This window comes from Burkholderia sp. Se-20373 (assembly GCF_017104705.1).
GTDB lineage: Bacteria > Pseudomonadota > Gammaproteobacteria > Burkholderiales > Burkholderiaceae > Burkholderia.
Map to the genome: position 1 here is coordinate 30,960 of NZ_JAAGPH010000058.1, position 13,685 is coordinate 44,644.

Consider the following 13,685-nt stretch of genomic DNA (forward strand, 5'->3'; position numbering starts at 1 on the left):
CTTCCTTCTACTCAGTGTGCAGCGGGCGTCGTGCCCGCTGCGGGTTGGTTCGTCAGCGCGTCGACCACGCGCTCCATCTTCATGTACCGCGAGCCCTTCACGAGCAGCGTCGCCTGCGCGCCGTAACCCGCCGCGAGCAATGCGCCGACCAGCGCGCCGACGTCGTCGAAATGGCGGGCCGTGTCGCCGTACGCGGTGCAGGCATCGCGCGACGCGTCGCCGAGCGCGAACAGCGCGTCGATCCCGCGCTCGCGCGCGTAGGCACCGACCTCGCGATGGAAGGCCGGGCCTTCGTCGCCGACCTCGCCCATGTCGCCGATCACCAGTACGCGCGGCGCCGGTTGCGCGGCGAGCACGTCGATCGCGGCACGCATCGAATCGGGATTCGCGTTGTACGTATCGTCGACGACCGTTGCGCCCGCGAGGCTGCCTGCGATCGCCTGTTTCACCTGCAGCCGGCCCTTGACCGGTTCGAACGATTCGAGCCCCTGCTTGATCGCCGACAGCGCGATGCCGGCGCCCAGCGCCGCCGCCGTGGCGGCCAGCGCGTTGCGCGCGTTGTGCTCGCCGAGCGCACGCAGCCGCACCGTGACGGCGCCCGCGGGCGTGTCGATCGCGAGTTCACCGCCGTGCAGGCGGCCCGTGACCTGCGCGTCGTTTTGCCGTTCGGCATCGTGCAGCGCGAAATCGAGGATCCGGTTGCCGGTTGCCGCAACGCGCCAGATGCCCGCGTATGCGTCATCGGCCGGGAACACCGCGACGCCGTCCGGCGGCAGCGCGTGAATCACGGCCGCGTGCTCGAGCGCGACGGCTTCGACCGTCGCCATGAACTCCTGGTGCTCGCGCTGCGCGTTGTTGACGAGCGCGACCGTCGGCGCCGTAAGGCGCGCAAGGACTTCCGTCTCGCCCGGGTGATTCATCCCGATCTCGATCACCGCGAGGCGATGCGCGGCCGACAGGCGCAGCAGCGTCAGCGGCAGGCCGACATCGTTGTTCAGGTTACCGGCCGTCGCGAGCCGCGCGTCGGCGCCGACCGCCGCCGCGAAGATCGACGCGATCATTTCCTTGACGGTCGTCTTGCCGTTGCTGCCCGTCACCGCGACGAGCGGCAGCGCGAATCGTTTGCGCCAGCCATGCGCCAGCGCGCCGAGCGCGGCACGCGTTTCACCGCCTTCGATCACCGGCATCGTGACGCCCGCCGGCACGTGCGCGACCACCGCCGCGGCGGCACCGCGCGCGGCGACATCGCCGAGGAAGTCGTGCGCATCGAAGCGCTCGCCTCTCAATGCAACGAACAGGTCGCCGGGGCCGGCCGTGCGGCTGTCCGTCGACACGCGGTCGAACGTGACGCCGGCGTCGCCGTGAACAGTTGCGCCGGGAATCAGGCGAGCGGCTTCGCCGAGACTGAGCATCGTCATTCGGCGCCTCCCTTGCCGTGCGTCGCGCGCGCTGCCAGCGCGAGCCGCGCGTGATCCTGGTCGGAGAACGTGCGCTTCTTGCCCATGATTTCCTGCGTGGCCTCATGGCCCTTACCGGCCAGCACGACGACATCCTCGCGTGCCGCGCCGCGCACGGCCTGCAGGATCGCGCTCGCGCGATCCTCGATACGGCGTGCGTGATCGGGCACGGTCATGCCTGCGACGATCTGGTCGATGATGTGCTGCGGATCCTCGCTACGCGGGTTGTCGCTCGTGACGACGGTTTCATCGGCGAGCCGCTCCGCGATCGCGCCCATCAGCGGGCGCTTCGTCGCATCGCGATCGCCGCCGCAGCCGAACATGCAGACGAGCCGCCCGCCGCGCGCCGTAGCGATCGGGCGCAGCGCGTCGAGCGTCTTTTCGAGCGCATCGGGCGTGTGTGCGTAGTCGATCACGACCAGCGGTTCGTCGTTCTGCAGCCGGCCGCCGAGCCGCTGCATCCGGCCGTTGACGGATTCGAGCCGTGCGATCTCGGCGAGCGCCGCGTCGAACGACACGTCGGCCGCGAGCAGCGAACCGAGCACCGCGAGCAGGTTGCTGACGTTGAACGTGCCGAGCGTGCCGACCTCGACGTCCGCGTCGCCCCACGACGAACGCAGGCGGAACGCCGTGCCGGTCGCGGTGGCGCGCACGTCGAGCGCGACCAGTTCGCGATCGGCGTCCGGCACCGGTGCATCACCGATCCCGTACGCGATCGTACGCACGCGACCAGCCAGCTTCTCGAGCAGGCGTCGACCTGCTGCGTCGTCACGGTTGACGACCGCCGCGCGCAAGCCCCGCCATGCAAACAGCTTCGCCTTCGCGGCTTCGTACGCGTCGAACGTGCCGTGATAGTCGAGGTGATCCTGCGTGAGGTTCGTAAACACCGCGATGTCGAAAGCCGTACCGTTCACGCGCCCCTGGTGCAGCGCGTGCGACGACACCTCCATCGCCACGGCCTTCGCGCCCGTGTCGCACAATTGCGCGAGGCTGCGCTGCAGTTGCGGTGCGTCGGGGGTCGTGAAACCAGTCGGCACCAGCTGGCCGGGCATTCCGGTGCCAAGCGTGCCGATCACCGCGCACGGCTGGTGCAGCGCCGTCAGCGCGGTGGCGATCCACTGCGTGCACGAGGTCTTGCCGTTCGTGCCGGTCACCCCCACCGCGAGCAGGTTGTCGCTCGGATCGCCGTACCAGCCGCTGGCGATCTCGCCGGCGAGTTGGTCGAGCGCCGGCACGGCCAGTCCGACAGGCACCGCCGGCGCAGCGGCCAGCCCTTCCGGCTGATACAGCACGGCGGCCGCACCGCGCGCGACGGCTTCGGCAATGAATGCGCGGTTGTCGGCCCCGTCGACCGCATACGCAAAAAACACGTCGCCCGCCTTGAGGCTGCGTGTGTCGGCATGCAGTTGCGCTGCGGGGGCCACATGCTGACGCAGCCACGCAAGCGCGGCTGCGATCTGCTGATGCGCCGGATGGGAACTGCGAGCGGCGCTCATCGAACAACTCCTGGTGAATTACGCGTCGTGCTGGACACGATCATATGCTTCGCACCGCCACCCGCGGGCAGCTTTTGCGGCCCCGTCGCGGCAGGTGCTGCCGGCGAATCGTCAGACACGACGAGCTGCTTGATCGGCATGTTCGGCGGCACATTCAGCGCACGCATCGTGTCGCCGGCGATCGCCGAGAATACGGGGCCGGACACCTGGCCGCCGAAGTGGCTGCCGGCGGTCGGCTCGTCGACCGACACCGCGACGACGATGCGCGGATTCGGCATCGGCGCCATCCCGACGAACGACGCGCGGTACTTGCGCGTGTAGCCGTGCCCTTCATGCTTGTACGCGGTACCGCTCTTGCCACCGACGCGATAGCCCGGCACGGCCGCATCAGGCGACGTGCCGCCCGGCGCAACCACCGTCTCGAGCATCGCGCGCACTTCGCGCGCGGTGGTCGGGTTGAACACCTGCGTGCCCACGACCGGCTGGTTGGGGTCGGTCTTGAAAATGGTCACGGGCATCAGCTCGCCGTCATGTGCGATCGCCGTGTAGGCGCGCGCGAGCTGGAACAGCGACACCGACAGGCCGTAGCCGTACGACATCGTCGCCTGCTCGATGCGGCGCCAGCTCTTCCACGGACGCAGGCGGCCGGCCACCGCGCCCGGGAACCCGACCTTCGGCGCCTGGCCGAGGCCGATGCTCGTATACATATTCCACATTTCCTCGGGCCGCATCGTCATCGCGATCTTCGTCGCGCCGATGTTGCTCGACTTCTGGATCACGCCACCCACCGTCAGCGTGCCGAAACCCGCGTCGTCGGTGATCGGCGCGCCATCGAGCACGAAATGCCCGTTGCCCGTCTCGACGAGCGTGTTCGGCGTCACGCGGTGCAGGTCGAGCGCGAGCGACACCGTAAACGGCTTCATGATCGAGCCCGGCTCGAACACGTCGGTCATGATCCGGTTGCGCAACTGCTCGCCGGTCATGCGCGAGCGGTCGTTCGGGTTGTACGTCGGGTAGTTGACGAGTGCGAGCACCTCGCCGGTGCGCACGTCGACGACCATCGCCGCGCCGGCTTTCGCCTTGAACTTCTCGACGGCGGCCTTCAGGTTCGCGTACGCGATGTACTGGATCTTGCTGTCGATCGACAGGTCGACGTCGGTGCCGTTGTGCGGCGGGATCTGCTCGGCGACGTCCTCGACGATGTGTCCCATCCGGTCCTTGATCACCCGACGCACGCCCGACGTGCCGGACAGCAGCTTCTGGTCACCCAGCTCGACGCCCTCCTGCCCTTCGTCCTCGACGTTCGTGAAGCCGATCAGGTGAGCGGTGATCTCGCCTTCCGGATAGAAGCGCTTGTATTCGTTGCGCTGATAGATGCCGGGAATGTCGAGCGCGGCGACCTTGTCCGCGACGTCGATCGGCACCTGGCGCTTGACGTAGACGAAACCCTTGTCTTCCGACAGCTTCACGCGCAGTTCCTTCGACGTCATGCCGAGGAGCTTGCCGAGCTGGTTGACCTTGTCGGCATCGAGATCGTCCGGCACCGCATCGGGAATCGCCCAGATCGCGCGCACGGGCAGGCTCGTCGCGAGCACAAGCCCGTTACGGTCGAGAATCTTGCCGCGCGTCGCCGGCAAGTCGAGCGTACGCTGGTAGCGGCTTTCGCCCTGCTTCCGATAGAACGCGTTGCCGGGCCCCTGGATCCAGAACGCGCGCGCGGCCAGCGCGACGAACGCCATGAACAGCAGGAACACGACGAGCTTCGAGCGCCACATCGGCAGATGCACGCCCAGCACGGGGCTCGACGAGAACTTCACGTTCTGGCGCTTCTGGGAAGGCTTCATCGCGCGCCCCCCTTGCCCTTGCCGACCGTGTCCGCCGAAGCCGGGATCGGCGCATCGATCGCCTTCGCGGCGCCCGGCGGCAGCGTCAGGTATTGCGTGCGGCCGGTCGTGATCGGCTGCATCTTCAGCGAATCGTTCGCGAGCTGTTCGATGCGCGACGTCTTCGACAGCGCGCTCTGCTGATATTGAAGCTGCGCGTAGTCCTGCTGGAGCTGACGCTCCTGCGACTGCGCACGCTGCAACTGGATGAAGATCTGGCGCTGCTGGTTCGTCGAATTGACGACCGACAGCGCGCAACCCATCACGATGATCAGCAGGAAGATGTTGAAGCGGCTCATGGCGTGACGCGCTCCGCAATGCGCATCACGGCGGAGCGGGCGCGCGGATTCGCAGCGACTTCCGCTTCACTCGGAAACTGGCGGCTGATGATCTTGAGCGGCGGGCTCGGGAGGTCGACGGCGCGGATCGGCAGGCGACGATCGACCGCAGGCGCACTCGCGTGCGCCTGCATGAATCGCTTGACGATCCGGTCCTCGAGTGAATGAAAGCTGATGACCACCAGCCGCCCCCCTTGCTCCAGCAACGACAGTGCCGCGTCTAGTACGACTTGCAGGTCCGCAAGCTCTTGATTGACGTGAATCCGTATAGCCTGAAAGGTGCGGGTTGCCGGATCCTTGCCCTTCTCACGGGTTTTGACGACGTGACCCACGATTTGGGCAAGCTCGCCCGTGGTGTCGAGAGGCCCAAGACGGTCGGACTCTGCCCGGCGAGCAACAAGCGCCTTTGCAATCTGAAAAGCAAACCGTTCTTCCCCATAATCCCGTATCACCTCCGTCAATTCCTGCACCGAAGCCCGTGCGAGCCATTCCGCCGCCGACTCGCCGCGCGTCGGATCCATCCGCATGTCCAGCGGACCATCGGCGCGGAAGCTGAAGCCGCGCGCCGGATCGTCCACCTGCGGCGAGGACACGCCCAGGTCGAGCAACACCCCCGACACCTTCTCGACGCCGCGCGCCGCAAGCGCGTCACGCATCGATGCAAAGCTGTCATGCACGATCGAGAAGCGCGCATCCTCGATGCCCTGCGCCGTCTCGATCGCCCTCGGATCCTTGTCGAACGCGATCAGCCGCCCGCCCGGCGCCAGCCGCGCGAGCACCGCGCGGCTATGGCCGCCGCGCCCGAACGTACCGTCGACATAAATGCCGTCCGGTCGCGTCACGAGCGATTCGACCGCTTCGTCCAACAACACGGTCCGATGCTGCAATTCGTTTCCCATCGCGGGCGTCTCCGTCACCGCAATCAGAACGTGAAATTCTTCAGCGCGTCGGGCATGCCCTGCGCCATCGCTGCCTGCTCCTTCGCGTTGTAGGTTTGCGAATCCCACAGCTCGAAGTGACTACCCATTCCCAACAACATGACTTCCTTTTCCAGTCCGGCTGCCATGCGCAGCTCGGGCGATACGAGAATCCGGCCCGCGCTGTCGAGATCGACATCCATCGCATTGCCGAGAAAAATGCGCCGCCACCAGTGCGCGTCCATCGGCAGCGCGGCGATCTTGGCGCGGAATACTTCCCATTCGGGGCGCGGAAACAGCAACAGGCAGCCGTCCGGGTGCTTGGTCACAGTCACCCGTCCTTCTGCCTGTCCTTGCAGCGCTTCGCGATAGCGAGCCGGCACCGACATCCGCCCTTTCGCATCGAGCGTCAGCGCCGACGCCCCTTGGAACACTTTCCGCTCTCCCGTTCAGGGCACCGAAGCACCCGCTCAATGCTGAGAATTTAGCCGGAATAGCCCGCCAAATCACACAAAAATACACTTTCTCACACTGTCTCCCACTTTAGAGGAAGGGTGTGGCACGGTCAAGGGAGCGGCCCGCTTTTTTGACGAATTTTGTTAGTTAGAACAAGGACTTACGCGCACATGCTCATGCGCCCCTTCATTCTAAAAACCGTTATAAATGAATGAGCTAGTGCAACTTGTGAAGGTGATACGTGAGAAAGACGGGCCAGACGGGTGTGCGGACGGGGCTTTCGGGGGCGGGAAAACGCGGAATAAACGGGCGGTATCAGCGGTGGGGAACCGGGGCGACGTCACGCATCGCCCCGGTGGGAATCTCACAGATAGTACGCAGTGCTCGTCATGACTTTCGACGCGGCGCGCATCAGCATCCGCGCGGGCAGCGGCAACTCGATCCCACCTGCGTCGGCCGCGGCCTTGCCGTGCTTCACCTCGTCGATACGCATCTGGTCGACGATCGCGCGCGACGCGGTATCGGCCGCCGGCAACTCGGACATGTGGCCTTCGAGATGGCTCTCGACCTGCCGTTCGGTCTCGGCCATGAAGCCTAGGCTGACCTTGTCGCCGAGCGCGCCGGCCGCCACGCCGATTGCGAGCGAACCCGCATACCAGAGCGGGTTCAGCAGGCTCGGGCGCGAGTCGAGCTCTTTCAGGCGATGCGCGGTCCACGCGAGGTGATCCTCCTCCTCGCGTGCGGCCTCCTCGAACATCGCCTTCGCCGACGCCGTGCGCGCTGTGAGCTTCTGCGCCTGGTACAGCGCCTGCGCGCAGACCTCGCCGACGTGGTTCACGCGCATCAGCCCGGCGGCATGCGTACGCTCCGCAGGCGTCAGCTCGACGGCCGGCGCCTCCGCCGGTGCAGGCACCGGCCGGCTCATCCGGCTAATGCCGGTCAGCGATCGCAGGCCGCGATCGAATTCGCTGATCAGTTCATCAAACACCATCCTGTTCTCCTGGCTGCAGGTGCTGCCGCGAGCGGCAAGGGCACGAGTCCGCTGCGTAACCGACTTGATTATTCAGCGGAAATTGCGGTTAACCCGTGATTTTAACCATTGTTGCATAAAGGAAACATGGCGACCTTGAGCTGCGGCATTTCGCTTTGTGGCAAAAAACGGTTTTGCTACATTACGTGCGACTTCTTGCGAAGTTGATGGGGCCCGTCAACAGAACATAACTATCCGCCCCGCCAGAAAAATTCAGTGAATTTTGGAGATCCGTTAATGAAAAAGTCGCTTCTCGCGCTCGTCGCGCTGGGCGCGTTCGCTGGCGCTGCCCATGCGCAAAGCAGCGTGACGCTTTACGGCATCATCGATGAAGGCCTGCTCTTCAACAACAATGCGGGCGGCAAACACCTGTACAGCATGGCCAGCGGCGTGATGCAAGGCAGCCGCTTCGGCCTGCGCGGTACCGAAGACCTCGGTGGCGGCCTGAAGGCGATCTTCACCCTCGAAAACGGTTTCGACGTGAACAGCGGCAAGCTCGGTCAGGGCGGCCTGATGTTCGGTCGTCAGGCTTACGTCGGCTTGTCGAGCCAGTACGGTACGGTCACGCTGGGTCGTCAATACGACTCCGTCGTCGACTTCGTCGGCCCGCTCGAGGCAGGCGACCAGTGGGGTGGCTACATCGCTGCTCACCCGGGTGACCTCGACAACTTCAACAACGCGTATCGCGTGAACAACGCAGTCAAGTTCACGAGCCCGACCTACGGCGGCTTCTCGTTCGGCGGCTTGTACAGCTTCGGCGGTCAGGCAGGCCAGTTCTCGAAGAACCAGGTCTGGTCGCTCGGCGCAGGCTACAACAACGGCCCGCTGGTCTTGGGCGTCGGTTACTTGAACGCACGTACGCCGAACCAGTTCGGCGGCATGTTCAACAACGGCTCGGCGTCTTCGTCGGTCTCGTCGCCGATCTACGGCGCGTACGCGAACAACGCGAACACGTACCAGGTCATCGGTGCAGGCGGCGCCTACACGTTCGGCGCAGCGACGATCGGTGCAACGTACTCGAACACGAAGTTCAAGGGCTTCTCGGCAGGCCCGTTCGTGAACCAGTCCGCGACGTTCAACAACGGCGAACTCAACTTCAAGTATCAGCTGACCCCGGCGTTGATTCTCGGCGCAGCGTACGACTACACGCAAGGCAGCAAGATCAACGGCAGCTCGGCAGCCAAGTACCACCAGGGCTCGCTGGGTGTCGACTACTTCCTGTCGAAGCGCACCGACGTCTACGCGATCGGCGTGTACCAGCACGCATCGGGCAACGTGCTCGACGCAAACGGCAACGTGATCCAGGCAACCGCAGCGATCAACGGTCTCGCAGGTTCGAGCACCAGCAACCAGGTCGCAGCACGCGTCGGTATCCGTCACAAGTTCTAATCAGCGTGCCTGACAAGCCGCAGCATATTGAAGGCGCCTTCGGGCGCCTTTTTCTTTTCCGGTCGGCGCAGCCGCGAAGCCGGAGCGTGGCGAATCGTCCCGCCTGCGACAAACTGGTTGCGGGGGTGCCGCGCCGCCCTGCGGCATCGAAATGCGCTGCCGCCACCGCAAGCCCGCTCCGGCAGCCGCGTCGCTCGAAAACCGCCTCGCCGGAGCCGCGCCGCAAACAAAAAAGCCCGGCACAAACCGGGCTTTCCCATTCGATCGACCGCGCCGTTACGCGCGTCCGTCGCGCAGTTCGCGCCGCAGGATCTTGCCGACGTTCGTTTTCGGCAGCTCAGTACGGAACTCGACCAGCTTCGGCCGCTTGTAGCCGGTGAGCCGCTCCTTGCAGTAGGCAAGGATGTCCTTGTCGGTGAGCGCCGGGTCCTTCTTCACGACGAACAGCTTCACGGCTTCGCCGGAATGCTCGTCGGGTACCCCGACCGCCGCCACCTCGAACACGCCCGGATGCGACGCCACCACGTCCTCGACTTCGTTCGGATACACGTTGAAGCCCGACACGAGGATCATGTCCTTCTTCCGGTCGACGATCTTCACGTAACCTCGCGCGTCCATCACGCCGACGTCGCCCGTCTTGAAGAAGCCGTCCGCGAACATGACCTTCGCGGTCTCGTCCGGCCGGTTCCAGTAGCCGGCCATCACCTGCGGGCCGCGGATGCAGATCTCGCCCGGTTCGCCAAGCGCGACGTCGTTGCCCGCGTCGTCGCGAATCGCCACCTCGGTCGACGGCAGCGGCAAGCCGATCGTCCCGCTGTACTCGGTCGCCGTCACGGGGTTGCAGGTCGCCACCGGCGACGTTTCAGACAGCCCGTAACCTTCGATAATCGCGGTATGGGTCTTTTCATACCAGCGTTTCGCGACACCTTCCTGGATCGCCATGCCGCCGCCGTTGGCGATCACGAGCTTCGACAGGTCGAGCTGATTGAATTCCGGGTGGTTCAGCAGTGCGTTGTACAGCGTGTTGACCGCCGGGATCGTCGAGATCTGGTAGCCCTTCAGCTCCTTGATCATGCCGGCGATGTCGCGCGGATTCGGGATCAGGATGCCCATGCCACCGGTACGCATCGTCAGGAAGCCGCAGACGGTCAGCGCGAACACGTGATACAGCGGCAGCGCGACAACGGTCACGAACTGTTTCACGTCCGGGAACTTCTCGTGAGCCGGATGATGCCAGGCGCCCGCCTGCAGCACGTTCGACACGATGTTCCGGTGCAGCAGCGTCGCCCCCTTCGCCACGCCGGTCGTACCGCCCGTGTATTGCAGGAACGCGACGTCATCGGGGCCGATCTTCTGCGCCTTGAATGCCTGGCGCGCGCCTTCCGACAGCGCGGCCTTGAAGCGCGTGAACGACGGCAGCTGCCAGGCAGGCACCATCTTTTTCACGTTGCGCACGACGTAGTTGACGAGCCATCCCTTGATGCCCAGCAGATCGCCCATCGATGCGACGACGACGTGCTTGACGCTCGTATTCGCGATGACGGCCTGCAGCGTCGATGCAAAATTCTCGAGGATGACAATCGCCTCCGCGCCGCTGTCCGTCAGTTGATGCTCGAGCTCGCGCGGCGTATAGAGCGGGTTGACGTTGACGACGGTGTAGCCCGCGCGCAGTACCGCGGCGATCGCCACGGGGTATTGCAGCACGTTCGGCATCATGATCGCGACGCGCGCCCCGCGCGCAAGCCCGCGCGATTGCAGCCATGCGCCGAACTGGCGCGACAGCTTGTCGAGTTCGCCGTACGTGATGCCCTTGCCCATGCAGACGAATGCCGTGCGGTCGCGATACTGCCGGAAGCTTTCGTCGAGCAGGTCGGGAACAGAGGGATAAGAAGACGCGTCAATTTCGGCTGGAACGCCGGGTGGGTACGATTTCAGCCAAATTTTGTCCATACCGCGCGTCTCCTCACTGATTTTCGAATGGTCGTGCTAAAACGCATCGTAACGGCTCGCTCGTTCCGAGACAACAGGGTTAGATGTCCACTTCGAACTTCCATGGAAATTCGTCTGATCATACGGGGATATCGGATCAAATGCGCTCAACTTCCACAAGGCAATCGTAGAACGTCGCCGAATTGCCGAGATCGGTGAGTGCCTGGCTCGTCACTTCGTTCGCGTTCCTGCCGTCCGGCGACAGCTTCTTCCACCAAATCGACAGCCCGACGACGAGCCCTGCGCGCGCGCGATCGGTAACTCTCGCGAGCGCCTGCATCGATCCGCGGTCGTTGAAAATGCGAACGACGTCACCTTCCGCGATCCCGCGCGCGTCGGCGTCAGACGGGTGGATGTCGAGATGCGGCTCGCCCTCGGTATGACGCAGGCTGTCGACGTTCACGAACGTACTGTTCAGGAAGTGGCGAGCAGGCGGCGAGATCATCGCGAGCGGATAGCGCACGGCGAGCTCTGGCGCGGCCTCGGCCGACTCGAATGGCGGCAGGTAGTCGGGCACGGGATCCGCGCCCATCTGCTCGAGTCGGGGGCTGTAGAACTCACACTTGCCGGACGGCGTGCGGAAACCACCGTTCGCAAACGGCGCCTCCGGCAGCTTGAGCTTCAACCAGCCATCGCGCTTGAGTGTGTCCCAATCGCTGTCGAGCACCGAATCGTCCCAGCGGAGCGCCGCGCGCGCGACCTCTTCATCGCTGTGATAAAGCGCCGGTTCGTCGAGCCCCATGCTGCGCGCGATGCCGCGGAATATCTCCGTATTCGGCCGTGCCTCTCCGACCGGAGGAATCGACGGCAGGTTCGCCATCACGTAGGTGTGACCATACGATTTGTGGATGTCCAGATGCTCGAGCTGGGTGGTGGCCGGCAACACAATATCGGCGAAATCGACGGTATCTGTCTTGAAATGCTCGAGAACAACCGTGAACAGATCGTCACGCGCAAACCCTGCCGCGACCTTCGATGAATCCGGCGCGACCGCCACCGGATTCGAGTTGTATACGATCACCGCTTCGACCTTCGGCCCGAAGGTGGCATCGCCCGGGTGCAGCAGCGCGTCGCCGATTGCGTTCATGTTGATGATGCGCGGCAGTTTGTGCGGCCAGCCCGGCATCAAATCCGGGCGAAGCAGCGCAGCCTGGTTGACCGGCGCGGATTCCGACGACGAGAGCAACAGCCCGCCGGCCCGGTCCCGCCAGGCGCCCGTCAGTGCTGGCAGGCTTGCGATCGCGCGTACGGCGTTGCCACCGCCGCGAACGCGCTGCATGCCGTAGTTGAGGCGGATCGATGCCTTGCGGGTGGCACCGTAACAACGTGCAAGGTCGATCAGTTCCGACGCATCGATCCCGCAGATCTGCGCAACGCGTTCCGGCGGATAGGACATCGCCCGCTCCTTGAGCGCGTCGAAGCCGAGCGTATGGCTGGCGATGTAGTCGTGATCGAGCAGGTCTTCGGTCATCAGCACGTGCATCATGCCGAGTGCGAACGCGCCGTCGGTACCAGGCTTCAACGCGACGTGCTGATGACACTTCTCGGCTGTCAGCGAACGATACGGATCGATGGCGACAAGACGTGCGCCTCGGCGCTTCGCTTCCTGCGCGCGCGTCCAGAAGTGCAGGCTCGACGCGATCGGGTTTGCTCCCCAAATCAGAATCAGCTCGCTTTCCTCGAAATGCTCAAGGTGCATGCCGAGACTGCCGCCATAGGTATAACGCAACCCCGCTGCACCGGCCGCCGCGCAGATCGTGCGCTCGAGCCGCGAGGCGCCGAGCTTGTGGAAGAATCGCTGGGCGATGCCCTCCCCCTGCACGAGCCCCATCGTCCCTGCGTAGCTGTACGGCATGATCGCTTCCGGCGCGCGCGCCGCGATTTCACCGAGACGACGGCCGATCTCGTCGAACGCCTCGTCCCAGCTGACGGGTACGAAATGCCCTTCCCCTTTGACACCGATGCGCTTGAGCGGGACGGTGAGGCGGTCGGGGTGATGAACGCGATCGGCGTATCGGCTGACTTTCGTACACAACACGCCTTGTGTCGGCGGATGGTCGGGATCGCCCGTGACCTTGATCGCCTTGCCGTTTTCGACGGTCACACGCATTGCGCACGTGTCCGGACAATCATGCGGGCAAACGGCCCTAGCTACCTGAATGGCGGCGTTCATCGTTTTGTGTGCAGAGATGGGGATTCGCAAATTTTACGTGGACACGCCGAATAAAGCGTTCATTTCGTACGGTTTCTGAGGTATTTGGCCGAAACGCGATGGAGGGGGTCGGTTCAGTTTCGGTGGTTTGGTGCGTCGTCCGCGGGGGGGATTTGCATGGCGACCCACACTCGTTGTCGACGATGGCAAGCTAGTCACGTACGAGTGTGCCAACCGAGGTGCGGGAGAGAGAAAATCGCAGCGTTGATCGGAGATAGCAGCAATAGGCCAAGGGGTCGCGGATGATACTGGCCGATCGGCGTGCTGGGAGTTGCGAGCGCTTCTACTTGGGCTAGGCGATGGGGGAACTCGAGCCAGGCCGTCCACTCCGCTCCCCCATGCATTTCCGCCGCTGAAATGCAAAAACCCCCGCCTTTCGGGCGGGGGTTCTTGGCTTAGGGAGCCTGACGATTACCTACTTTCACACGGGAATCCGCACTATCATCGGCGTAGAGTCGTTTCACGGTCCTGTTCGGGATGGGAAGGGGTGGGACCGACTCGCTATGGTCATCAGGCAA

Annotated in this window: 10 protein-coding genes and 1 rRNA gene; 1 reads left to right on the forward strand and 10 read right to left on the reverse strand. The window is 64.5% G+C overall.

What is annotated here, in order from left to right; genetic code table 11:
* Positions 1 to 11: 11 nt before the first annotated feature.
* The 7 genes from murF to coq7 form a co-directional block, all read right to left on the reverse strand.
* Positions 12 to 1,418 carry a UDP-N-acetylmuramoyl-tripeptide--D-alanyl-D-alanine ligase gene (gene murF, locus G3N96_RS19970; protein ID WP_206138216.1) on the reverse strand — a complete coding sequence of 469 codons (1,407 nt, stop codon included), beginning with the start codon at positions 1,416 to 1,418 and terminating at the stop codon, positions 12 to 14.
* Positions 1,415 to 2,953 (reverse strand): UDP-N-acetylmuramoyl-L-alanyl-D-glutamate--2,6-diaminopimelate ligase, encoded by a 1,539-nt coding sequence (locus tag G3N96_RS19975; protein ID WP_206138217.1) that lies wholly within the window; start codon positions 2,951 to 2,953, stop codon positions 1,415 to 1,417. Before G3N96_RS19975 ends, murF begins: the two co-directional genes overlap by 4 nt.
* Positions 2,950 to 4,797 carry a penicillin-binding protein 2 gene (locus G3N96_RS19980; RefSeq protein WP_206138218.1) on the reverse strand — a complete coding sequence of 616 codons (1,848 nt, stop codon included), beginning with the start codon at positions 4,795 to 4,797 and terminating at the stop codon, positions 2,950 to 2,952. Before G3N96_RS19980 ends, G3N96_RS19975 begins: the two co-directional genes overlap by 4 nt.
* A complete protein-coding gene (gene ftsL, locus G3N96_RS19985; RefSeq protein ID WP_069255674.1) occupies positions 4,794 to 5,135 on the reverse strand; it encodes a cell division protein FtsL in 342 nt (113 codons plus the stop codon). Before ftsL ends, G3N96_RS19980 begins: the two co-directional genes overlap by 4 nt.
* Positions 5,132 to 6,073, reverse strand: coding sequence for a 16S rRNA (cytosine(1402)-N(4))-methyltransferase RsmH (gene rsmH / locus G3N96_RS19990; RefSeq protein WP_011350832.1), 942 nt, complete (start codon positions 6,071 to 6,073; stop codon positions 5,132 to 5,134). The genes ftsL and rsmH overlap by 4 nt, the downstream gene beginning before the upstream one ends.
* A 23-nt stretch (positions 6,074 to 6,096) precedes the next feature.
* A complete protein-coding gene (gene mraZ, locus G3N96_RS19995; protein WP_006487094.1) occupies positions 6,097 to 6,525 on the reverse strand; it encodes a division/cell wall cluster transcriptional repressor MraZ in 429 nt (142 codons plus the stop codon).
* A gap of 386 nt (positions 6,526 to 6,911) precedes the next feature.
* Entirely contained in the window at positions 6,912 to 7,538 is a 627-nt protein-coding gene (coq7, locus tag G3N96_RS20000) for a 2-polyprenyl-3-methyl-6-methoxy-1,4-benzoquinone monooxygenase (protein ID WP_027788457.1), read from the reverse strand.
* A gap of 276 nt (positions 7,539 to 7,814) precedes the next feature.
* Here coq7 and G3N96_RS20005 point away from each other — a divergent pair, with 276 nt between their 5' ends.
* Complete coding sequence (locus tag G3N96_RS20005; RefSeq protein WP_124576444.1) at positions 7,815 to 8,966, forward strand: porin; 1,152 nt, start codon at positions 7,815 to 7,817, stop codon at positions 8,964 to 8,966.
* A 276-nt stretch (positions 8,967 to 9,242) separates the two neighbouring features.
* Here G3N96_RS20005 and G3N96_RS20010 read toward each other — a convergent pair whose 3' ends face one another.
* From G3N96_RS20010 to rrf, 3 genes are all read right to left on the reverse strand, one after another.
* Positions 9,243 to 10,916 carry a long-chain fatty acid--CoA ligase gene (locus tag G3N96_RS20010; protein ID WP_206138219.1) on the reverse strand — a complete coding sequence of 558 codons (1,674 nt, stop codon included), beginning with the start codon at positions 10,914 to 10,916 and terminating at the stop codon, positions 9,243 to 9,245.
* 136 nt (positions 10,917 to 11,052) lie between these two features.
* On the reverse strand, positions 11,053 to 13,128 hold the full coding sequence (locus tag G3N96_RS20015) for a molybdopterin oxidoreductase family protein (protein WP_206138220.1): 2,076 nt from the start codon (positions 13,126 to 13,128) through the stop codon (positions 11,053 to 11,055).
* A 441-nt stretch (positions 13,129 to 13,569) separates the two neighbouring features.
* A 5S ribosomal RNA gene (rrf, locus tag G3N96_RS20020) occupies positions 13,570 to 13,682 on the reverse strand.
* Positions 13,683 to 13,685 lie beyond the last annotated feature (3 nt).